Source organism: Gillisella terrae, assembly GCF_004801395.1.
GTDB lineage: Bacteria > Pseudomonadota > Alphaproteobacteria > Rhizobiales > Rhizobiaceae > Allorhizobium > Allorhizobium terrae.
On record NZ_SSOA01000010.1, the window covers coordinates 153,785 to 176,041 of the forward strand.

General features: G+C 55.7%; 19 protein-coding genes. 10 read left to right on the forward strand and 9 right to left on the reverse strand.

The genetic code is table 11. From position 1 onward, the window contains the following. Window positions 1-92 precede the first annotated feature (92 nt). The 3 genes from E6C51_RS16640 to E6C51_RS16650 all read left to right on the forward strand — a co-directional run bounded on the left by E6C51_RS16640 (window position 93) and on the right by E6C51_RS16650 (window position 3,898). The gene (locus E6C51_RS16640) at window positions 93-1,115 is read left to right on the forward strand and encodes an iron ABC transporter substrate-binding protein (protein WP_190236803.1); all 1,023 of its coding nucleotides are present in this window, start codon (window positions 93-95) and stop codon (window positions 1,113-1,115) included. Window positions 1,116-1,301: 186 nt separating this feature from the next. Beyond that, window positions 1,302-2,864, forward strand: coding sequence for an ABC transporter permease (locus E6C51_RS16645; protein ID WP_190236804.1), 1,563 nt, complete (start codon window positions 1,302-1,304; stop codon window positions 2,862-2,864). Continuing rightward, the gene (locus E6C51_RS16650) at window positions 2,861-3,898 is read left to right on the forward strand and encodes an ABC transporter ATP-binding protein (protein ID WP_190236805.1); all 1,038 of its coding nucleotides are present in this window, start codon (window positions 2,861-2,863) and stop codon (window positions 3,896-3,898) included. The genes E6C51_RS16645 and E6C51_RS16650 overlap by 4 nt, the downstream gene beginning before the upstream one ends. 89 nt (window positions 3,899-3,987) lie before the next feature. Here E6C51_RS16650 and E6C51_RS16655 read toward each other — a convergent pair whose 3' ends face one another. Then, window positions 3,988-6,924, reverse strand: coding sequence for a DNA translocase FtsK (locus E6C51_RS16655; protein WP_190236806.1), 2,937 nt, complete (start codon window positions 6,922-6,924; stop codon window positions 3,988-3,990). A 349-nt stretch (window positions 6,925-7,273) separates the two neighbouring features. On the opposite strand from E6C51_RS16655, the gene E6C51_RS16660 reads away from it, so the two are divergent. Further along, window positions 7,274-8,269: an MDR family oxidoreductase gene (locus E6C51_RS16660; RefSeq protein WP_190236807.1), complete on the forward strand. Its 996-nt coding sequence runs from the start codon at window positions 7,274-7,276 to the stop codon at window positions 8,267-8,269. Between the two features lie 6 nt (window positions 8,270-8,275). Here E6C51_RS16660 and E6C51_RS16665 read toward each other — a convergent pair whose 3' ends face one another. From E6C51_RS16665 to pcaD, 5 genes are all read right to left on the reverse strand, one after another. Further along, window positions 8,276-9,328, reverse strand: a complete 1,053-nt coding sequence (locus tag E6C51_RS16665) for a 3-carboxy-cis,cis-muconate cycloisomerase (RefSeq protein ID WP_190236808.1) — start codon at window positions 9,326-9,328, stop codon at window positions 8,276-8,278. Between the two features lie 7 nt (window positions 9,329-9,335). Then, the gene (gene pcaG / locus E6C51_RS16670) at window positions 9,336-9,953 is read right to left on the reverse strand and encodes a protocatechuate 3,4-dioxygenase subunit alpha (RefSeq protein ID WP_190236809.1); all 618 of its coding nucleotides are present in this window, start codon (window positions 9,951-9,953) and stop codon (window positions 9,336-9,338) included. A 1-nt stretch (window position 9,954) separates the two neighbouring features. Then, window positions 9,955-10,695: a protocatechuate 3,4-dioxygenase subunit beta gene (gene pcaH / locus E6C51_RS16675; RefSeq protein WP_190236810.1), complete on the reverse strand. Its 741-nt coding sequence runs from the start codon at window positions 10,693-10,695 to the stop codon at window positions 9,955-9,957. Window positions 10,696-10,743: 48 nt separating this feature from the next. After that, window positions 10,744-11,157 carry a 4-carboxymuconolactone decarboxylase gene (gene pcaC / locus E6C51_RS16680; RefSeq protein ID WP_190236811.1) on the reverse strand — a complete coding sequence of 138 codons (414 nt, stop codon included), beginning with the start codon at window positions 11,155-11,157 and terminating at the stop codon, window positions 10,744-10,746. 83 nt (window positions 11,158-11,240) lie between these two features. Continuing rightward, the gene (gene pcaD / locus E6C51_RS16685; protein ID WP_190236812.1) at window positions 11,241-12,032 is read right to left on the reverse strand and encodes a 3-oxoadipate enol-lactonase; all 792 of its coding nucleotides are present in this window, start codon (window positions 12,030-12,032) and stop codon (window positions 11,241-11,243) included. A 95-nt stretch (window positions 12,033-12,127) separates the two neighbouring features. On the opposite strand from pcaD, the gene pcaQ reads away from it, so the two are divergent. Next, window positions 12,128-13,051, forward strand: a complete 924-nt coding sequence (gene pcaQ, locus E6C51_RS16690) for a pca operon transcription factor PcaQ (protein ID WP_190236813.1) — start codon at window positions 12,128-12,130, stop codon at window positions 13,049-13,051. Here pcaQ and pobA read toward each other — a convergent pair. Further along, on the reverse strand, window positions 13,048-14,220 hold the full coding sequence (pobA, locus tag E6C51_RS16695; protein ID WP_190236814.1) for a 4-hydroxybenzoate 3-monooxygenase: 1,173 nt from the start codon (window positions 14,218-14,220) through the stop codon (window positions 13,048-13,050). The two genes, pcaQ and pobA, sit on opposite strands and share 4 nt — an antisense overlap. A 115-nt stretch (window positions 14,221-14,335) precedes the next feature. On the opposite strand from pobA, the gene E6C51_RS16700 reads away from it, so the two are divergent. Next, on the forward strand, window positions 14,336-15,232 hold the full coding sequence (locus E6C51_RS16700) for a helix-turn-helix domain-containing protein (RefSeq protein WP_190236815.1): 897 nt from the start codon (window positions 14,336-14,338) through the stop codon (window positions 15,230-15,232). Here E6C51_RS16700 and E6C51_RS16705 read toward each other — a convergent pair. Then, window positions 15,224-15,979 carry an IclR family transcriptional regulator gene (locus tag E6C51_RS16705; RefSeq protein WP_146937696.1) on the reverse strand — a complete coding sequence of 252 codons (756 nt, stop codon included), beginning with the start codon at window positions 15,977-15,979 and terminating at the stop codon, window positions 15,224-15,226. The genes E6C51_RS16700 and E6C51_RS16705 overlap by 9 nt on opposite strands. 150 nt (window positions 15,980-16,129) lie before the next feature. Between E6C51_RS16705 and E6C51_RS16710 the strand changes: the two genes are divergently transcribed. From E6C51_RS16710 to pcaF, 3 genes are read left to right on the forward strand one after another with little or no spacing between them, the layout of a single operon-like run. Beyond that, window positions 16,130-16,837, forward strand: coding sequence for a 3-oxoacid CoA-transferase subunit A (locus E6C51_RS16710; RefSeq protein WP_190236816.1), 708 nt, complete (start codon window positions 16,130-16,132; stop codon window positions 16,835-16,837). Then, window positions 16,834-17,523: a 3-oxoacid CoA-transferase subunit B gene (locus E6C51_RS16715; protein WP_146937700.1), complete on the forward strand. Its 690-nt coding sequence runs from the start codon at window positions 16,834-16,836 to the stop codon at window positions 17,521-17,523. The genes E6C51_RS16710 and E6C51_RS16715 overlap by 4 nt, the downstream gene beginning before the upstream one ends. Before the next feature lie 10 nt (window positions 17,524-17,533). Continuing rightward, window positions 17,534-18,739: a 3-oxoadipyl-CoA thiolase gene (pcaF, locus tag E6C51_RS16720; protein ID WP_190236817.1), complete on the forward strand. Its 1,206-nt coding sequence runs from the start codon at window positions 17,534-17,536 to the stop codon at window positions 18,737-18,739. A gap of 46 nt (window positions 18,740-18,785) precedes the next feature. On the opposite strand, the gene E6C51_RS16725 is transcribed toward pcaF, so the two are convergent. Further along, window positions 18,786-20,177, reverse strand: coding sequence for an NAD-dependent succinate-semialdehyde dehydrogenase (locus E6C51_RS16725; RefSeq protein WP_190236818.1), 1,392 nt, complete (start codon window positions 20,175-20,177; stop codon window positions 18,786-18,788). Between the two features lie 445 nt (window positions 20,178-20,622). Here E6C51_RS16725 and E6C51_RS16730 point away from each other — a divergent pair, with 445 nt between their 5' ends. Further along, window positions 20,623-21,822: an ROK family transcriptional regulator gene (locus tag E6C51_RS16730; protein ID WP_190236819.1), complete on the forward strand. Its 1,200-nt coding sequence runs from the start codon at window positions 20,623-20,625 to the stop codon at window positions 21,820-21,822. Window positions 21,823-22,257: the final 435 nt, after the last annotated feature.

Sequence of the window (22,257 nt, forward strand, 5' to 3'; positions counted from 1 at the left end):
CGTCTCCATGTATCTCGCACCTAGAACTTGACTTCTTAAGTCATCTTATTTAGTTGAATGCATAGACCAAGTCGATTTCACAGGAGACACACTTGAGAACCTCTCGCATCCGTGGGGCAAAAGCCCTTGCTGTTTTCGCCGCGCTTTTGGCCACTGGCCCCGCTTCCTATGCCGTTGCCGCCGACGGCGAAGGGATCGTTGTCTACAACGCGCAGCACGAAAGCTTGGGGCGCGAGTGGATCGATGCCTTCACCAAAGCCACTGGCATTAAAGTGACAGTCCGTCAGGGCAGCGACATGCAGCTTGCCAATCAATTGGTGCAGGAAGGCGTTGCCTCCCCAGCCGACGTGTTTTTGACTGAAAATTCCCCTGCCATGACCTTGGTGGACAATGCTGGCCTGTTTGCCCCGGTCGACAAAGACACGCTTGAACAAGTGCCTGCCGAGTTCCGTCCGGCCAATGGCCACTGGATTGGCATTGCGGCCCGCTCAACCGTTTTTGCCTATGACAAAAACAAGCTGAGCGCCGACAAGCTGCCGAAGTCGTTGTTGGATCTGGCCGATCCAGCCTGGAAAGGCCGTTGGGCAGCATCACCTTCCGGTGCAGATTTTCAGGCCATTGTCAGCGCCCTTCTGGAGTTGAAGGGTGAAGAAGCAACAGCCAAATGGCTGAAGGCTCTCAAAGAAAATGCCACCTTCTATAAAGGCAACAGCGTTGCCATGAAGGCTGTGAATGCTGGCGAAGTAGAAGGTGCGGTGATCTATCATTACTACTGGTTTGGTGATCAGGCCAAGACCGGCGAAAACAGCAAGAATGTTGCTTTGCATTATTTCAAGCATCAGGACCCTGGTGCGTTTGTGAGCACATCGGGTGCCGGGATCATCAAATCCACCCAGCACATGAAGGATGCACAGGCGTTCTTGAAGTTCCTGACCAGCAAAGACGGTCAGGCCATTCTCAAAAACGGCACCTCGTTTGAATATGCTGTCGCCAAGGGCGCAGAATCCAATCCTAAGCTGGTTCCCCTCAAGGATCTTGATGCGCCAAAGGTTGAGCCTTCCAAGCTGAACAACCAAAAAGTAACAGAAATGATGACGGCAGCCGGCATTTTGTAATGCCCTGCGTCACCTGTTGGTGACGCCTGAAACTATTGTCTTTTGCTCAAGAAAGGCTTAGGCCAGACATCTGCAATCGCTTTGAAAAAAGCGATTGCATCGTTTTTTATCTGCGCGATTTGAGCGCAGAGAACCAAGAGTGATCAGGCAATCTTGCTGCAAGATAACAGACGACAGGCACATAATATGCAGGCATTGGTTCCGGGTGGCAGGCGTTCTGCCTTCCGCAGGCCAACATCGCATGTCGGTCTTCTTGCCATTGCCAGCATCGTCGCCCTCGTCAGTCTCGTTCCGCTCGGGTTTATTGTCTGGGTGACGATAGACGTCGGCTGGAATACCGTGGTTGAGCTGGTTTTTCGCGGCCGTGTTGGCGATTTGCTGATCAATACGGTGTTGTTGGAAGCCACAACCCTTCCCATCACCGTTGCCCTTTCCGTTGCTCTGGCATGGCTTATTGAGCGCACAGACCTTCCCTTTCCCAATCTCTGGTCATGGTTGATGGTCACGCCTCTGGCTGTGCCAGCCTTTGTGCACAGCTACGCATGGATTGGCGTTGCCCCCGGCATGCATGGGCTGTGGAGCGCTGTTTTCATCTCGGTTATTGCCTATTTTCCCTTCATTTATCTGCCTGTTGCAGCCACCTTGCGGCGGCTGGACCCATCCATAGAAGACGCCGCAGCATCTTTGGGGCTTGGGCCTTGGCGCGTGTTTTTTCGCGTGGTTTTGCCGCAATTGCGTCTGGCTATTTTAGCTGGCGGCCTGTTGGTGGCGCTGCATTTGCTGTCAGAATACGGTCTGTTTGTCATGATCCGCTTCGATACGTTTGCAACAGCCATCGTTGATCAGTTTCAATCCGCCTATAACAGCGCAGCCTCCAACATGCTGAGCGGCGTTTTGGTGCTGTGCTGCATTCTGCTGCTGGGTTTTGATAGCCTTTTGCGCGGCAAGGAGCGTTATGCCCGTGTCGGCTCAGGCTCTATCAGGCCCATCCAGCGCCGGGTACTTGGCATCTATCTCATACCGGCATTGCTGCTGCCCGCGATTGTTGCCATCCTGGCTCTGGGTGTGCCTGTTTATACGCTGTTTCGCTGGCTTTATATCGGTGGTGCAAGTATTTGGCGGATGGACACCGTTGGCAATGCCTTTATTCAGACGATTGTACTGGCCCTTGCGGGCGGCGTGCTGGCCATGGTGACGGCAACCCCTATGGCGTGGTTGTCGGTGCGCGCACCTAGCCGTTTTCAGCGCATTCTGGAAGCCTGCCATTATTATGTCGGCTCGCTGCCGGGTGTTGTTGTCGCTCTATCGTTGGTGACCATTACCGTGCGTTTGTTTTTGCCGCTGTATCAAACCTTTGCCACCCTGATTATCGCTTACATTCTGCTGTTTTTGCCCCGCGCCATGGTTGGCCTGCGGGCAAGCGTTGCCCAAGCCCCGATTGAGCTGGAGCGCGCCGCCATGAGCCTTGGCAAAAGCCCGACTGTTGCCGTTTGGCTCACCACCATGCGGCTGGCAGCCCCCGGTGCTGCGGCCAGTATTGCGCTTGTGGCCATGGGCATTACCAATGAACTGACCGCAACGCTGATGCTTGCCCCCAATGGCGTGGAAACATTGGCAACAAAATTCTGGTCGCTCACCAGTGAGATAGACTACGTGGCGGCAGCGCCGCATGCGGTGATGATGGTGGTTTTGTCCCTGCCCCTCACCCTCCTGTTGCAATCGCAATCCAAACGCACGGCTGGCCAATGACATTTCTCGATATTCACGCCGTCAGCAAACGCTATGGCACAACGCAAGCCTTGAACGCCGTGTCCCTCAGCATCGCAAAGGGCAGCAGAACGGCAATCGTTGGTCCGTCCGGCTCTGGAAAATCCACCCTTTTGCGGCTGATTGCCGGCTTTGAAACGCCAGACGCGGGCACCATCACCCTCGACGATCAATTGCAGGCCGATGCAGACTTTTTGATACCCGCTCACAAACGCGGCATCGGTCTCGTATCGCAAGATGGAGCGCTTTTTCCCCATCTAAGCATTGCCGATAACATCGGCTTTGGTATTGAGCGTGGCGCGCCGGATCGTGAAAAGCGCATTGCCAATCTGGCCGATATGGTTGAACTGGATGCCGTCATGCTGGCAAGACGTCCCCATCAGCTCTCGGGCGGACAGCAACAGCGGGTGGCGTTGGCGCGCGCACTTGCACGACAACCACGGCTGATGCTGTTAGACGAGCCGTTTTCGGCACTCGACACCGGCCTTCGCGAAACCATGCGCAAGGCAGTGTCCCGGCTGCTGGCGCAAGCGGGCATTACCACCATTCTCGTCACCCATGATCAAACTGAGGCCATGTCATTTGCCGATCAACTGGCCGTGTTGCGTGACGGTGCCGTGGTGCAGGTCGGCGCGCCGCGCGCCCTTTATGAGCGCCCGGTTGATCGCGAAACTGCCCTGTTTTTGGGCGATGCGGTTCTTTTGCCCGCCACAATTTCCAACGGTGTTGCAGACTGTGTTCTTGGAAAAATTCCGGTTGAGGGCACAGCCTATGGACAACGCGACATCATGCTGCGGCCTGAGCAAATTACGATCAGCCAGCAGGCAAAGCCAACCATTCGCCCCGTTGAAGTCACCGACATCGATTTTGCCGGGGCCACCGGCACCGTGACATTGAACACCCAAGATGCATCAACTGCCGCCCAACCGCTCTCCATCAGAGTGTCGCGGCTCGATTTGCCCTCACCCGGAGATTTTGTCTATCTCAGTGTCACAGGTGCCGCTTACGTTTTGTAGGCTTGGTTCAAATCAAGTCCTCTGACGTCAACCTGCGCGCCGGAGCAGAAAGCGGCAGACACATCGCCTGCCGCTCATATCTTGATCGATTATTCGGCGTCGTTAAAGCCAATGCCGCTATTGGCAGGCTCAATCGCTGATCCGGCAATGATTTCGCGCTTGCCAACATGGTTGGCAGCGCCCACCAGCCCTTCGCGCTCCATGCGCTCCACCAAAGACGCCGCACGGTTGTAGCCAACAGACAGACGACGCTGGATGTAGGAGGTCGAGCATTTCTGGTCGCGCAACACGACCTTGACGGCCTTTTCATACAGCTCATCGCTTTCTTCACCGCCAGCGCTGCTTGCGCGCTCATAGGTGTCCTCCGAAACAGCCGCCGCAGGTGCTGGTGCCGGATCCGCACTGTCATCCTCGGTCACTGTACCAAGGTATTCAGGACGGCCTTGAGTTTTCAGATGGGCAACCACCTGCTCTACTTCCGCGTCCGACACGAACGGTCCGTGGACGCGGCAGATACGGCCACCGCCTACCATTTGCAGCATATCGCCCTGACCAAGAAGGTGCTCGGCACCCTGCTCGCCCAGAATTGTGCGGCTGTCAATTTTCGATGTCACCTGGAAGGAAATGCGGGTCGGGAAATTGGCCTTGATCGTGCCGGTGATCACATCCACAGACGGACGCTGGGTTGCCATGATCAGATGGATACCTGCTGCACGCGCCATCTGCGCCAGGCGCTGAATGGCCCCTTCGATTTCCTTGCCAGCCACCATCATCAGGTCGGCCATTTCATCGACGATGATGACGATGTAAGGCATATGCGACAGATCAAGATCCTGATCTTCGTAGAGAATTTCGCCCGACTGACGGTCAAAGCCCGCCTGCACGCTCACCGTAATGACCTCGCCCTTTTCGCGGGCCTGGGCTGCGCGGGCATTGTAGCCATCGATATTGCGCACACCAAGACGTGACATCTTGCGATAGCGATCTTCCATTTCGCGAACGGCCCATTTCAGAGCCATCACGGCCTTTTTCGGGTCGGTCACCACCGGCGTCAACAGATGCGGGATACCATCATAAATCGACAGTTCCAGCATTTTTGGATCAACCATGATCAAGCGGCATTCTTCTGGCTTGAGCCGGTAGAGCAGCGACAGGATCATGGTGTTGATGGCAACCGACTTGCCGGACCCTGTGGTGCCAGCTACCAGCAAATGCGGCATCTTTGCCAGTTCGGCAATCACCGGCTCGCCGCCAATGGATTTGCCAAGGCAAAGCGCCAGCTTGAACCGGGTTTCCCAATAGTCTTCACATTCAATCAATTCGCGCAAATAGACGGTTTCGCGCACCGCATTGGGCAATTCGATACCAATAACGTTGCGGCCGGGCACAACGGCAACACGAGCAGACAGCGCCGACATGGAGCGGGCAATATCATCAGCCAGACCAATGACGCGCGATGACTTGATACCTGGGGCTGGCTCGAATTCATACAGCGTCACCACCGGGCCGGGACGCACATCAATCACTTCACCTCGAATGCCGAAATCTTCCAGCACACTTTCCAACAGGCCAGCGCTCTGTTCCAGCGCTTCAGGCAACATGGCTTCTGCGCGCACCGCTGGCGGCTCTTGCAACAGGCCAATTGATGGGAAGGTGTAATCGCCATCAAAAGGATGGTTGCGATTCATTTCCAAGCCACCGATTGCCCGGTTCGCACGAGGGCTCTCAGAAAAAGAGCGGACCTGAACGGCTGGGGCAACTTCGGCAGGTGCGGCCTCTACGGCGTTAGGTTCAACCGGGACAGGCTCGACAAAAGCGGGCTCGATTGATGCAGGTGCCACGGACGGCGTGACCAACCCCTCAGCCACGTGAACCACCGGTGGCAGGACGCTCTCGGCAACCTTGTGCGGCGTAATCTGTGCAGGCACGATCGGTTCAGCCGACACCACGGGCGCAAGAGGCTGTGGCGCTGGCATGATGCTTGCCGCAATGAATGGAATTGTCACGGGCGGATAAATATTTGCCGAAACCGGAAATTCCGACCAGTCCAACGGCTGATAGGTCCGTGCCTTGGTGATCGAGCGAACCTTGATTTCACGATAAAACGCCGCGACCGAACCATACAATGGCATCGAGATTGGGCGAGACACCGGCACATAGGCAGCAGGCTCGGGCAAAACAGCTGGCGCAATCTCTGCCGCGTCAAACGACATCATTTCAAAGAATGCGAAGTCCGATACCTCTAGTTTGCCAGAAGTGAATGCAACGGCTTCATCTTTTTGTGCATGAATGGTCAAAGGGGGCAGGACTTCGGAAACAGTTGGCCTTTCGGGTTGAGCGTCGTCGGCATGCAAATGCACGGCAATGTCTTCGGCCATGCGCATGGCGGCGGCGGCCTGACGCAAGCGGGTCGTTTCCAAATCTGGCGATGCAACAGCATCCATTTTGGCCGTATCAACCGTTGCTGATGCAACGGAGGCTAACTGGGGTGCAATCATAACAACAGGCTCGACTTGAATTTCTACAGGCTGAACGTCCGGGAGCTGAACCTCGGCAACCACTGAGGGCTCCGCCACCACTGGCTTGGTTTCAACCGGGCGCGGTGGAGGGCTGCGACGCGGCACAATCAACGGACTGCCGGTTTTGGGCAGGCCGAAAGAATTGGTGGGTGCGGTGGAAACAAACATGCTGGTGTTTTGCAACGTCATATTTGTCGTGGTGTATGACACGGTGGCCTGGGGTGCGCTGGCACGGGCTGCGGCCTCTGCTGCCGCTTTTTCTGCGGCAGCCAGTTCCGCTGCGGCTTCAGCCTCACGGCGACGCGCAATAACGCTTTCCGGTGTGCGGGTGAAGCGAACATTTGGCCCCAGCACAAACGCCGATTGCCACGGCTCCAAAGGCACTTTTTTGGCGTCCTCGGGAATCAGAGCCTGACGATCTCCGCTAAAGGACACGGCCCCGTCATCCTGATCATCAAGATCGGAGTGATCATCGGAACGAGAGTGGTTCTGTGTTGGAAGACGCATGATAACTGACACTCAGGTGAGAAAGAACGCTTGTGTCTAAAAGAAGTAAAAAATAAAGGTTAACCACTCGTTTCGATGGCGCGGTAAATCGTCGAAGAGTGGTGCAATTTATTTACGTTAACCCCTTGTTTTCGCAATAACGGTCAAATTGACCCGCATGAGAAGATCACCCCAGCCCTTTGAAATCAGTGAATAATCAGGCGGCATATTTTTTGTCCCAGAATGGGCATATTTTTCGCCCATAGGCTCTGACAACGGGTGACAGAAAGAGGCTGGCGTTGCCGCGACAACCATGGCACCTTCGCCGGGCATGACGGGTTTATCGCGCGCTTATCGGGGAGGATGGATTATGACTGAGACATTCACGGCTGTTGTTATCGATCAGGTCGATGGCAAGCCCAAAGGCATGTTTCGCCAATTGGCGCTGACGGATCTTGCTGATCACGATGTTCTGGTGGAAGTGGCCTATTCCACCTTGAACTACAAGGACGGCCTTGCTTTTACCGGCGCTGGCCGCATTGCCCGTCGCACCCCGTTGATAGCTGGCGCCGATTTGGCAGGCACTGTCGTTCAATCACGATCACCAGACTGGAGGCCCGGTGATCGTGTCGTCGTCAACGGCTTTGGCATGACAGAAACCGAGGGCGGCGGCTATACGCGCTTTCAAAGGGTCAAGCCGGAATGGCTCATGCGTCTGCCAGACGGGTTTTCGCTTGCACAAGCCATGGCCATTGGCACGGCGGGTTACACGGCAGCGCTTTGCGTTTTGGCCCTTGAGGATTGGGGTGTCATTCAGCCCGGTACAAGTGAGGTTGTTGTGACTGGTGCCGCTGGTGGCGTTGGCTCTATTGCGGTCAGCCTTTTATCAAGCCTCGGTTATCGCGTAACAGCCTCGACGGGACGGCCCGAAACCCACGAATACCTGCGCACCCTTGGTGCGTCAGACTTCATTGACCGGACGACCCTCACCAATAAAGGCGGGGCATTGCAAAAAGAGCAGTGGGCGGGGGCCGTTGATACGGTGGGTTCGACCACACTTGCCAATGTCCTTGCCCAAACCGTCTATGGCGGCGCGGTTGCAGCCTGCGGCCTTGCGGGCGGGGCCGATCTTCCTGCCACAGTCATGCCGTTTATCTTGCGCGGCGTGACACTGCTCGGCATCGATTCGGTGATGACGCCCATGGCAAAACGTATTCGCGCCTGGAATTATCTCGATCAGCACCTCAACCGCGACCACCTTGCAGCCATGACCAGCGTGGAGCCAATGTCAAATCTGCCCGCTCTGGCTGATGCGATTCTGGCAGGCAAGACCCAAGGGCGCGTGGTGATTGACGTGACAAAGTGAGGGGCGTCAGCCCCCAAGCCGCACAATCTGGCCAATGAGGTGATGGGCCGTGCGTGTAGCAGCCCCTGTTGCAACCGCCATCTGCGGCAGCAACATCCACTCCAGCGCCCAGGCCGCGCCGGAGCGCTCCTGCTCATGCACCATGCTATGATGCATCCCAGAGACCTGCACCGCATTAAACCGTGCCAGCGTCACCAATGTTTCTGCTGCGACCGGATTTTGCTTGTGGGGCATGGCTGATGATCCGCCGCCGCCGCTGAGCTGTATTTCCTTGCCCACCTCGGCAAGCAGAGCAATGTCTTGCCCAAATTTGCCAAGACTGCCCGAAATCAGCGAGAGAAGATCAGCAAACTCAACAATCCGGTCACGCTGGCTGTGCCATTGCGTGGCAGCAGAAAGCCCCAGCGCGCTGGCGAGTGCAGCGCGAACCGCCCCCCCTTGATCGCCCAGCTTTTCCAGCGTGCCTGCGGCACCGCCAAACTGCACCGCAAAGCCATCTTTCACGACATTTGAGAGCTGCGTGCGATAACGCTCAAGCGGGGCGCGCCATGCTTCAATCCGGTCAGACACCGTAATCGCAATAGCGGGCTGCATACGCGTGTAGCCCATCAGGGGCTTTGCCCCAAAACTTGCATCAAGCTTTGCAAATGCAGCAATACAGGACTCAAGCCGCCGATCCAGCAGCAATGCCGCCGCCTTGAGGCGCAAGATCAGGCTTGTATCAATCGCATCCTGACTGGTTGCACCAAAATGCAGCTTTTCCGAAGCGCTGCCGCCAATCGCCTGCCGCATTTGCTTGACCAGTTCGGGAATGACCACGCCGTCGCGGGCCGTGGCCCGCTTAAGCGCGTCCATATCGGGCTTAAAGCCAGATAAAACAGCTGCGATGCGATGCGCGTCCTCCTCTTCAATCACCCCTTGCCCGGCCTGTGCCTTTGCAAGCGCAATTTCAAACGACACCATGGCGGCAATATCCGCCTCGGCTGAAAACAGCGCTGCCAGATCATCATCGCCAAACAGGCCACTGAGAAAAGGGTGATTAAAAAGATTTACGCTCATGGCACCATCAAATGTCAAAAAATACGGTTTCGTTTTCACCTTGCAGATGAATATCAAACACGTAAGCGCTGCCCTCTTTGCGGGCAATCAGGGTTGGCACCCGTGTTTTATGCTCGATACGGGCCAACAGCGGATCTTCAGCATTGGCAGCTTCTTCTTCGGGAAAATACATCCGCGTTTGCAAGCCGATGTTGATACCGCGCGCCACCACCCAGAAGGTGATGTGCGGAGCCATAAATTTTCCGCCCTTGAAGGGCACTTTGCCGGGCTTGATGGTTTCAAACACGAATTCGCCGGTGGCCATATCACCCGGGCAGCGGCCCCAGCCCAGAAAGTTGGGATCCGCCTTGCCAGCGGTTTCTGATGGGCTGTTGTAAAGCCCATCGGCATCGGCCTGCCAGATTTCCACCAGGGCATCTTTCAAGCTATTGCCACCGCCATCAATAACATGGCCACGAATGGTGATGCGCTCACCACGGGTCTTGTCATTGTAGAGCGGACCAGAGCCAAGGTCCGTTTCAAACACACCTTGGATGCCGGAAAAATTGGGCGTACAACCGATATGCACATAAGGCCCAGCCGTCTGCGAAGGGGATTCTTTCAAATATCCGAGTGGCTGCACCATATCAGTTGCCCTCCTTACGGTTTTCAAACAGGGTGGAGCGACGTCCACGCAGCACAATGTCAAATTTGTAGGCGCGCATATCCATCGGGATTGTGGCGTTCATATCCAACGCTGCCACAAGGCGCTTGATGGCCTCTTCATCCGGGATTGTCTTGACGATTGGACACAGCCAGATCATCGGATCGCCTTCGAAATACATCTGGGTAATCAATCTCTGGGCAAAGCCATGGCCGAAGACTGAGAAGTGAATATGGGCGGGGCGCCAGTCATTTACACCATTGGGCCATGGATAAGGGCCGGGCTGAATGGTTTTGAACCAATAATAACCGTTCTCATCGGTGATGGTACGACCCACACCGCCGAAATTGGGATCAAGCGGGGCCAGATAAGTCTCTTTCTTGTGGCGATACCGACCACCAGCATTGGCCTGCCAAAACTCAACCAAAGCACCGGCAACGCCCACGCCGCGCTCATCCAGCACCCGGCCATGCACCAGAATGCGCGGGCCGATGGCCAGTTCGCCGGGATTGGCATAGTTGCAGATCAGATCATTATCCAGCTCATTGATCATGTTGTGACCAAAGACCGGCCCGGTGATTTCGCTCTTGGTGCCTTCCAGCGAAATCAGCGCCCGCTGCGGAGAACGCAGCACGCTGGTTTTATACCACGGCGTATAGGCTTGCGGATGCATGGCGCGATCTCGCGCAAAAAACGGCCCTGTCTCGGGCAGAGTATTTTTCATATCTTTCCTCCTCAATTTCTTATCAAATCAATCGATGCAAACCCGATATTATCTGTCTTTTGCGGCCGCCTGTTGATCCATCTCCGCGTAAACACCCTTGGCAATTTTAATGGCGTGGTTGGCGGCAGGCACACCAGCATAAATGGCCACATGCATCAGCGCTTCGCGAATATCTTCGCGGGTGGCACCGGTGTTGACGGTTGCGCGCACATGCATGGCCACCTCCTCATCCTGACCGAGCGCGGCCAGAAGCGCGATGGTGACAATGGACCGCTCCCGCTTGGTGAATTGATCACCAGACCAAACGGTTCCCCATGCGCCTTCGGTGATCAGCTTTTGAAATGGCGCATCAAAACTGGTGGTGTTCGCCTGGGCGCGATCAACATGGGCATCCCCCAAAACCGAACGACGGGTCACCATACCACGCCGATACGCATCAGAATTGGGTGTTTGATCAGCCATACCATTGTCTCCATTGCGCATTTTTTTAAATAGCCTTTATCACCGGCTCAAAAATCGCCTCAGTTAAATCATCTTGTCTGGATTTAAGCGCACCGCTCAAGAAAGGGTAACAGCGCCGCCACATAAGCATCCGGCTGCTCAACACACGGAATGTGACCGGCATTTTCGATTTCGACGAATTCGCTCTCTGGTATCAGATCCGCCAGCGCGCGCACCAATGCTGGCGGGGTGGAGCCATCCTGATCACCAACCACACAAAGCGTCGGCACCGCAATCCTAGCCGCATCAGCGGTAAAATCGGCATCGCGAATAGCAGCACAGGTGCCGCAATAGCCCTCTAACGTCTGGCGCACCAGCATATTGCAGCAGCCCGCATAGACAGCATTATCCGACGTGCGAAATGGCGGCGTAAACCAACGCTCCATAATCGGCTCCAGCAGCGAGCCGATACCATTGGCCTGGATAGCGCTAATGCGGGCATTCCACATCTCGTCGCTGCCAATCTTATGGGCGGTGTCGCTCAGCACCAGGGCCTTCACCAGATCGGGCCTGCGGGTATAAAGCCCTTGCGCAATCAAGCCGCCGACCGACAGGCCGCAGACAATCACATTTTTAAGATTGAGGTGGTCCAGCACAGCCGCCATGTCATCGACATGATCAAAAATTGAATAGGGTGCGTTGCCCACATCGGAAAGCCCATGCCCCCGTTTGTCGTGCAGCACAAAGGCGAACTTATCTCCAAGACGCGCAACAACCTCATCCCAGATGCGAAGATCGGTTCCCAACGAATTGGCGAGAGCAATAACCGGCTTGCCGGTTTCCAGCCCGATTGTGCGGTAGTGAATCACCGCTGATGCCGTTTTGAGAAAGTTCATGCCTCATTCCTCCTGACTTGATATTGAAACGACCATACGGTTAAGTAAAATGAGATTATTATCGCTGCAAATAACCATATAGTTATGAAATTGCCATGATCGAACAGCGCATCAAATTTCGACACCTGCAAACCTTTGTCGAGGTCGCCCGCCAAAAAAGCGTGATGCGCGCCGCTGATATTTTGCATGTCAGCCAACCCGCCGTCACCAAAACCATCCGCGAGCTGGAAGAAGTGCTTGGGGTTGCGCTGTTTCAGCGCGAAGGCCGCGGCATTGTCATTACCCGGCACGGCGAGATTTTTTTGCGCCATGCCGGTGCCACCATGACCGCGCTTCGGCAAGCGCTCGATTCGGTGTCGCATGATAGCGCCCAGCTTGGTCCGCCGGTTCGCGTCGGTGCTCTGCCCACCGTTTCCACCCGCATCATGCCCAAAGCCATGACGGCTTTTTTGAATGAAGACACCGGCAGCCGGATCAAGATTGTCACCGGAGACAATGCGGTTTTGCTGGAACAATTGCGGGTCGGCGAGCTTGACCTGGTGGTCGGCCGCCTTGCCAGCCCGGAAAAAATGACCGGCTTTTCGTTTGAGCATCTCTATTCCGAGCAGGTTCTGTTTACCGTGCGGGCGGGTCATCCCTTGCTCACTGTCAAACAGCAGCTCTTTGAGCGGATCAGAGAATTTCCGGTGCTGATGCCAACGCGAAACTCGATTATCCGGCCTTTTGTCGATCATTTCCTGATAGCCAACGGCATCCCTGCCCTGCCTACCCAGATCGAAACGGTGTCCGATGCTTTTGGCCGTGCCTTTCTCAAAAGCAGCGACGCCATCTGGATTATCTCGGAAGGCGTTGTGGCCGGAGATATTGCGGAAGGTACGTTAACAACCCTGCCCATTGATTCGTCCAGCACCCGCGGCCCGGTGGGCCTGACCGTGCGCACCGACGCCATCCCGACGCTGCCGCAATCGCTTCTCATGCAAGCGATCCGCGATGCGGCAGCAGGGCTTAGTAGGAATTAATAGGGCAGTCCCACGTAGTTTTCAGCAAGCGACGTAGACGCAGCTTTGGAATGCACCAGATAGTCCAGCTCGGCTTCCTGAATGCGCTGGCCAAAATCGCCGGTGTCGGGGAAACGATGCATCATCGTCGTCATCCACCACGAGAACCGAACAGCTTTCCACACGCGAGACAGCGCCTTGGCTGAATAGGCATCAATTCCGGCTGAGGATTTGTCGGTGTAATATTCGATCAAACCTTGGCTGAGGTAATGCACGTCGCTGGCGGCAAGGTTCAGCCCCTTGGCACCTGTCGGCGGCACGATATGGGCGGCATCACCAGCCAAAAACAGCCGTCCAAACCGCATCGGCTCGGTGACAAATGAGCGCAGCGGCGCAATGGATTTTTCAAAGGATGGCCCCGTGACCATGGCTTCGGCATGTTGGGCAGGCAGACGGCGGCGAATCTCATCCCAAAAGCGATCATCGCTCCAGTCTTCCACCTTGTCGTCGAGCGGGCACTGAACATAATAACGGCTGCGGGTGGTGGAGCGCATGGAGCAAAGCGCAAAGCCACGGGGATGGTTTGCGTAGATCAACTCATGCGACACCGGCGGCACTTCAGCCAAAATGCCGAGCCAGCCGAAAGGATAGACCTTCTCAAATTCCTTGATGGATTTTTCCGGCACCGACTTGCGGCTCACTCCATGAAAGCCATCGCAACCGGCGATAAAGTCGCAATCAATGCGGTGGGTCGCGCCATCTTTTTCATAGGTGACATAGGGATTTTCCCCATCGAAATCATGGGGCTGCACATTGGCCGCCTCATAAATAGTGGTCGCTCCAGCCGCTTCGCGGCAATCCATCAGATCGCGGGTCACTTCCGTCTGGCCATAGACCATCACCCGCTTGCCGCCGGTGAGTTGATGCAGATTGATGCGGTGATCGCGGCCGTCAAAGGCCAGCGAAAAACCATCATGCGGCAGGCCTTCACTTTCCAGCCGGGCTGACGCTCCCGCTTCCTGCATCATCCGCACCATGCCTTCTTCCAAAACGCCAGCGCGCACGCGGCCAAGAATATAATCGCGGCTGACGCGATCAATAATCACCGCATCAATGCCGCGACGGTGCAGCAATTGCCCGAGCAGCAGACCAGAGGGGCCAGAGCCAATAATAACAACTTGAGTACGCATGAATTCCTCCCGAAAATGCTCTCTGTCAAAAAATTGACGCCGATCCCTTCGCTTCTCAATGGATTTTTAGCTCAAAAAATTGCACTATTCGTTCATCCTTCAGAAGGCAGCAAAAATGACCAGCGTTCAGAATGACCGACTGTATGGCGAAGATGGCACGAAAAGCCTTGATTTCTGGCTCCATTGCGAAACACTTTATTCCCGCAGCAGTCTTCACCGCTTCGAGATTGACATTCACCGCCACGATAGCTTTTTACAAATCTTGCACATTTCCGACGGAGAAGGTGATGCCTCGCTTGAAGGGCGCACGCACACCATCTCACCGCCCACAGCGATTGTTGTTCCAGCTGGCTTTGATCATGGATTTCGCTTTTCACACGCCATCAAAGGCCTGATCATCACCGTGCTGCCCGCAGCCCTACCGGCTGCGGTGCGTGCAAATCTGCAAAATACCTTTTCACGCCCGACGCTGTTGTCGCTGAGAGATCACCCCGATTGCGACCATATCCATCACACTATGGAGCGGATTTTGCTGGAATTTGGTGCCGAGAGATCCATCCGCAATGCTCTGCTGGAAAGCTATATAACGACTGTGCTTTTGCTGCTCACGCCCGAAAACGCCACGACCCGCCAGCCCATGGGCCAGGATGCCGAACGCATGGTACGCCTTGGCACGCTGATTGATGCGCATTTTCGCCAACACCAACGCGCCGATTTTTATGCCGACCACATGGGGCTTTCCACCACCCATCTCAACCGCATCATACGATCACAAACCGGCCTGACCTTGCAGCAGATGATTGCTGGGAAGCAGGTGGAAACCGCCAAACAGGAACTGATTTTCAGCCATGCCTCGGTGCAGACCATCGCTTTACACCTCGGCTTTGGCGACCCCGCCTATTTCTCGCGCTTCTTCACCCGCGAGACCGGCATGACGCCCAGAGCCTGGCGGGTGGCGGAATGGCAAAAACAGGCGAAGCTCACCCATTATCTTGGAAAAGCCTCAACGTAGCAGAGAACGCAAAGCAGTTTGCGTCGCTAAAAGTGCTGGCAAAAAGCGCTCCGCCATTTCGGATGCCTTAATAAGCGCCGCAGGTGCGCCAATGTTGATGGCAGCCACAACCTTTCCCCGATCATTATAGACAGGGACGGCGATGGAGCAGAGGCCAATTTCCAATTCCTGATCGATGATGGCATAGCCTTCTACACGCACTTTGGCGATTTCAGCCATTAAAGCATCGGGGTCAGTTTTGGTCATTGCCGTGTTTGCCACCAAAGACGACCGCGCCAGCACATCCCGCGCCTCCTGATCGCTCAAGGCCGCCAGCAGCACGCGCCCCATGGAGGCGGAAAAACATGGAAGCCGACTTCCGGGCGTGAGGTTGATCGACATGATCCGCCGTTGCGAGGCGCGGGCGATATAGACAATTTCGGTGCCATCCAGCACGGAGGCAGATGCACTCTGTCCCACCTTTTCTGACAGTTGATCGAGATGCGGCTGCAAAATGGCCGGAAGCGGCGTAACCGAGAGCCACGCATGGCCGAGGCGCAGGATTTTGGGTGTTAGGGAAAAGAATTTGCCGTCGTAATCGGCATAGCCGAGTTGTGCCAAGGTTAGCAAACAGCGACGTGCTGTTGCGCGATCCAGCCCCGATATTGTTGATGCCTCGGCAATCGAGAGGCGCTGTTTGCCCTCATCGAAGGCCTCGATGATTTTGAGCCCCTTGGCAAAACCGCCCATAAAATCCGTTTCGCGCATAGCGTCTCTCCAATATTTTTTTCATTTTGTGCGATATGTGAACAAATGTCAATTATCGCACAAAATACTTGCCGCCGGTTGTTCACACGCCTAACTTCAGCCTTGGAGGCGCGCTGGCTCGACTTGCGCATTCACAAACGGGAGATCCCCATGGACAAGACAATTAAGACCGCGGCAGACGCCGTTGCCGAGATTTTTGACGGGGCAACCGTCATGATTGGTGGCTTTGGCGGCTCTGGTGCACCAATCGAACTTATTCACGCTCTGATCGACAAAGGGCCAAAGAACCTCACCGTGATCAATAACAATGCCGGTAACGGCCGCATTGGTATTGCCGCGATGATTGATGCGGGCATGGTCAAGAAAATGATCTGCTCCTTTCCCCGATCATCCGATCCGCGCGCTTTCACCGATCGCTATCTCGCCGGTGAAATTGAGCTGGAACTGGTGCCGCAAGGCACATTGGCCGAGCGTATCCGTGCTGGCGGCGCTGGCATTCCGGCCTTTTACACCCCCACCGGCTACGGCACCGAATTGGCCGAAGGCAAGGTGATTGCTGAGTTTGATGGCCGTCATTACGTGCAGGAGCGCTGGCTGAAGGCAGATTTTGCCATTGTCAAAGCCCATCTGGGCGATTTGCACGGCAACCTCACCTACAGCAAGGCGGGTCGAAACTTTAACCCGTTGATGTGCATGGCGGCCAAGAAGAGCATTGCGCAAGTCTCTCGCATTGTTGCCCCCGGTGAGATTGATCCGGAGATCATTGTCACCCCTGGTATTTTTGTCGACGGCGTCGTGGAGATCGCCAATCCGCAACAGGAAGAAGCGCTGATCCGCGCCGGAGTGGTTTACAAATGACAATAGACACCCGCGAAGACATCAAGCTTTCCAACGCCCAGATTGCCTGGCGTGCAGCTCAAGACATTGCTGATGGTGCCTATGTGAACCTCGGCATCGGCTTTCCCGAAATGGTGGCCCAATACCAGCCGCCAGGCCGTCAGGCGATTTTTCACACCGAAAACGGCATTCTCAATTTCGGTGAAGCGCCAAAAGAAGGTGAAGAAGACTGGGATCTGATCAACGCTGGCAAAAAGGCCGTGACGCTCAAGCCCGGAGCTGCCTTCTTCCACCACGCCGACAGCTTTGCCATGGTGCGCGGCGGCCATCTCGATGTCGCAATTCTGGGGGCCTATCAGGTGGCACAAAATGGCGATCTGGCCAATTGGCGCGTCGGCAGCAAGGGCGTGCCAGCGGTCGGCGGTGCCATGGACCTTGTGCATGGAGCCAAGCAGGTTTTCGTCATCACCGAACATGTCAGCAAGAAGGGCGAGTTCAAGCTTTTGGACAAATGCACCTTCCCGCTCACCGGCGTTGGCTGCATCACCCGCGTTTACACCAGCCATGCGGTGATTGACATCAGGGACGGTCATTTCGTGGTGCGCGAAAAGCTGGCTGCCATGACCATGGATGAGCTGCAAGCCATGACGGGTGCGCCATTGCATACCGATGGCCCTGTGGCCGATCTTGTTGTGCCGGACCTGTGAGGAGAATGTAATGACGGACGCCTATATTTGCGATTATATCCGCACCCCAATCGGTCGCTTTGGCGGCTCTCTCTCCTCTGTTCGGGCCGACGATCTCGGTGCCATTCCGCTGAAAGCGTTGCTGGCCAGCCATCCCAAGCTGGATTGGGAAGCGGTGGATGATGTGATTTTCGGCTGCGCCAATCAGGCCGGCGAAGACAACCGCAATGTTGCCCGCATGTCATCGCTTTTGGCGGGCCTGCCCGTTTCTGTGACCGGCACCACCATCAATCGACTGTGCGGCTCCGGTATGGACGCGATTATTGCCGCTGCCCGCGCCATCAAATCCGGTGAATCGGAGTTGATCATTGCAGGCGGCGTGGAAAGCATGAGCCGCGCCCCTTTTGTGATGCCCAAGGCCGAAACTGCCTTTTCGCGCAGCGCCGAAATCTACGACACCACCATTGGCTGGCGCTTCGTCAATCCGCTGATGAAAAAACAATATGGCGTCGATTCCATGCCGGAAACCGGCGAAAATGTTGCGGAAGATTACAAAATCTCTCGACAGGATCAGGATGCTTTCGCCGTGCGCAGTCAGGACAAGGCATCAAAAGCCCAAGCCAATGGCCGTTTGGCGCAGGAAATCACCCCTGTGACCATTCCGCAGCGCAAGGGCGATCCGGTGATTGTCGAAAAAGACGAGCATCCACGTGCCACAACGCTGGAAACGCTGGCCAAGCTTGGCACCCCGTTTAAAAAAGAAGGCGGCACGGTCACGGCTGGCAATGCATCCGGCGTCAATGATGGTGCGGCAGCGCTGATTATCGCCTCAGAGGCGGCCGTGAAAAAATATGGCCTGACACCGATTGCCCGCATTCTCGGCGGAGCCACGGCGGGCGTTCCCCCACGGGTTATGGGTATTGGCCCGGCCCCTGCCAGTCAGAAGCTGATGGCACGTTTGGGCATGACGCAGGACCAGTTTGACGTGATTGAGCTGAACGAAGCCTTTGCCTCGCAGGGTCTTGCCACCTTGCGCCAGCTTGGCATTGCCGATGACGATCCGCGCGTCAATAAAAACGGCGGTGCCATTGCTCTTGGGCATCCGCTTGGCATGTCCGGTGCCCGCATTACCGGCACGGCAGCGCTGGAATTGTCACTGACCGGCGGGCGCTATTCGCTCTCTACCATGTGTATTGGCGTTGGCCAGGGCATCGCCATCGCGCTTGAGCGCGCATAACATGCAAGAGAACCCCGCGCAGTTTGAAACTGCGCGGGGTTTGGTGTCAGAACGGTGCGTCGATGTCCACCACGTCGATCAGCTTGGTGTTGACGAATTCCTTGATGCCGAGGCCCAGCAATTCCCGCCCGTAGCCGGAGCGCTTCACACCACCAAAGGGCAGATCTGCCTTCACCATGGTGGGATGATTGATAAACACCATGCCGGTGTCAATTTGTCGCGCCACCTCTACACCATGCTTGGTATCGCGGGTGAAGACGGAACCGCCGAGACCAAAGGGCGTATCATTGGCGATGCGGATGGCATCGGCCTCATCTTTTGCCCGAAACAGCATGGAAACAGGGCCGAAAAACTCCCAATAACGGGCCGGATTGTCATCGGCGACATCCAAGAGAATTGTCGGCTGCACAAACGCGCCCTGATTGGGGACAGGTGGTCCAACTTCCACCGCCGTTGCACCAAGCTCAACCGCTTCGCGGATCTTCTGTTTCACTTCATCGGCAGCACTTTGGGACGACAGCGGAGCCAGCGTCGTTTCCGGATCAAAGGGATCTCCGGCTTTCAAGCCCGCAACGCCGCTCTTATAGCGGCTCAGGAAATCATCAAAAACCTCGTCAACAATAATCATCCGCTTGGAAGATACGCACACCTGTCCGCCATTCCAATGGCGGCCAAACACACCCCATTTCACGGTTTTTTCCAGGTCGGCATCGGCCAAAACCACAAAAGCATCGGCACCGCCCAGCTCCATGGTTGATTTTTTCAGCGCTTTGCCAGCCTGCGACGCAACAACCGCGCCTGCACCTTCCGACCCAGTCAGGGCCACGCCATGGACGCGCGGATCATTGAGGATCATTTCAATCTGATCGCGGGTGGCGTAGAGATTGGTAAAGCCGCCTTTTGGCAGGCCTGCTTCCAACATCAGTTTTTCGAAAGCGGCAGCGCATTGCGGCACGTTTGATGCGTGTTTCAACAGCATGGTGTTACCGGCGGAGAGCTGCGGAGCGATGATCCGGGCAATTTGGTAATAAGGGAAATTCCACGGCTCGATTGCCAGCAGCACCCCAAGCGGCTCATGCACCAGCATGGCACGCCCTTCAGAGACATTGGCGACCGGCAGGGGCTCTTCCGCCAGCAAACGCTCGGCATTCACGGCATAATAGTCAAAAATATCAGCAGACAGCGCCACTTCGGCCTTGGCCTCACCAATGACCTTGCCCATTTCCAGAGTCAGCAATTTTGCGTAATTATCAACATCGCGGCGCAGAATTTCAGCGGCGGCATGCATCACCTTGGCGCGCTCGGCAAAGCTTACTTTGCGCCACGCCCTGAATGCCTTGTCAGCCGCTTCAATGGCTGTCTTCACCTGTTGATCGCTCGCATCAGGGAAGCTCTTGATCAACTCGCCAGTATAGGGATTTCTTGTTGCGTAGGCCATTGGATAGTCCTTTGCTTTCTTGACCGTCTTACAGTGCCCGAGCAAGCGCACAAAATTGAACCGCTACCCTTTTTTGGCACATGCATCCTTCATTTCAGTCCAGCTTTTCAAACCCGATGTCGGAAAGCCCTCCAGCCAACACTGGACATGGCGTGATGCTAGTCCTAACCCCAGCCAACACTATTGACCCTGATCAATCGCCCAAAGGCTGCAATAATGCCTCCCACCCCAGATTGGTGCAGGCACGACGAAACCGGGCAAAGATCAACACCTCGGTCTTTTCGACCCTCCAGACAATTGACGCATAAACGGCGGATGATTTTTATCTGCGATATAATTCGGCGGTCGAACGAATGGTTTGCAGCAGCATGGTCCGCATGCGATATTTCTGCGAGTAAGAATCACCATCAATCGCGGCACCTGATGCAATGGAGAGTGCGAACCTATGAACATCCGGACCAGCACGCCGCCCATGCTTCGCCAGATCTCTGTGCGCGCCGCCATGGAAATCCTGTTGCATGAGGGATCAACCTCGCGCGCCGATCTTGCCAAAAAGACCGGCTTGTCAAAACAAACCATGTCGGAAGTGATCCGCACATTGGAGGAATCCGGTTGGGTGCGGGCGAAGGGCGTGGTGTCTGGCAAGGTCGGACGAAGTGCGGTGACCTATGAAGTGGTGTCGGACGCTGGCTGCGTGATCGGCATTGATCTGGGTGCCAACACCATCCGCATCGCCATTGTCGATATTGTCGGCAATATCGTCGAGGAGATTGAAACGGGATGCGACGGTCGCGCCGGCGAAGACCTTTTGCACTATATCAGTAGCCTCGTGGATATTCGGCTGAAAAAGGCAAAAATTCCCCATAGCAAGATTTTGCTGGCCGCCGTTGCCACGCCGGGGGTTATTGATCCCGAAACCGGCATGCTGTCACTTGCCCCCAATATGTCTGAAATTGCCAGCATGGATGTGGTGAAAAAGCTGCAAGAAGTGCTGCGCTGTGATGTTGTCATCGAAAACGACGTCAATGCGGCGGTGATTGGTGAAAGCTGGAAGGGCAGCGGTGTGGGTCTGGATTCGGTGGCGCTGATTTCGCTCGGCACCGGGATTGGTCTGGGCACCTTGGTCAATGGTAAATTGATGCGTGGCGCAAAGGGGGCCGCAGGTGAAATATCCTATCTGCCTTTTGGGGCCGATCCTTATCAGCCGGAAAGTCTGGAACGAGGTGCGTTGGAATGCGCCATCAGCGCGCGCGGCATTGTCGAGCGCTACAATGATGGCAACCCCGCCAACCTGACAGCTCGCGACATTCTGCTCCGGGCCGAGCAAGGCGAGCCGAAAGCACTGGCGACCGTGCGCGAAACAGCAAGGCTTGGGGCGCTTCTGATCATCTCGGTTGATGCCATTCTTGACCCGCAAAAGATCATTCTGGGTGGCAATGTCGGCAGACATCCCTTGATGGTACAGTTTATTCAGGAGGCACTGCCTGCCTGCACTCGGCGCGCTATTGTGGTGCAGGCCAGTGCGCTGGCGTCGCGCTCGACGCTGATGGGCGCTGTGGCGATTGCGCTCAATCAGGTTCACAACGCCCTGTTTTCGCCGCAGGATCTGCCAAGCGAAATGCGCCTGCCCATCTCTGCGCAATAAAGATAAAAGTTTGTCAGGGAAAAGTGAAATCCGGTTTTCCCGAATAGACAAACGAAAACAAAAGAATCTAGATACCAAACCACCCGCAGCATAGTACACGACACAAACGCCTTTATGTGCCGTTTACCCCCCTCTGGCTTGCCAGCCATCTCCCCCACAAGGAGGGAGATCGGATAGGCGTTTCCGCTCGTTACTAACAATGAACCTGTGATTTCCGACCCATGGGACGTATGCTGTTGAGCAATAGGGCTGCTTTTGTCGATCTCCCTCCTTGTGGCAGGCGAATCGCATATGGAACTGCATGTTTTGCGCGATATTGTTGTTGCCAGCAGCCCACTTTTGGATTCTTGAGATGATCCACCCGTTATGGAGAGGATCACGGATGGAACGGTTTATCGAGTGTTTTGGGGATATAGAGGATCCACGGGCAGCGAA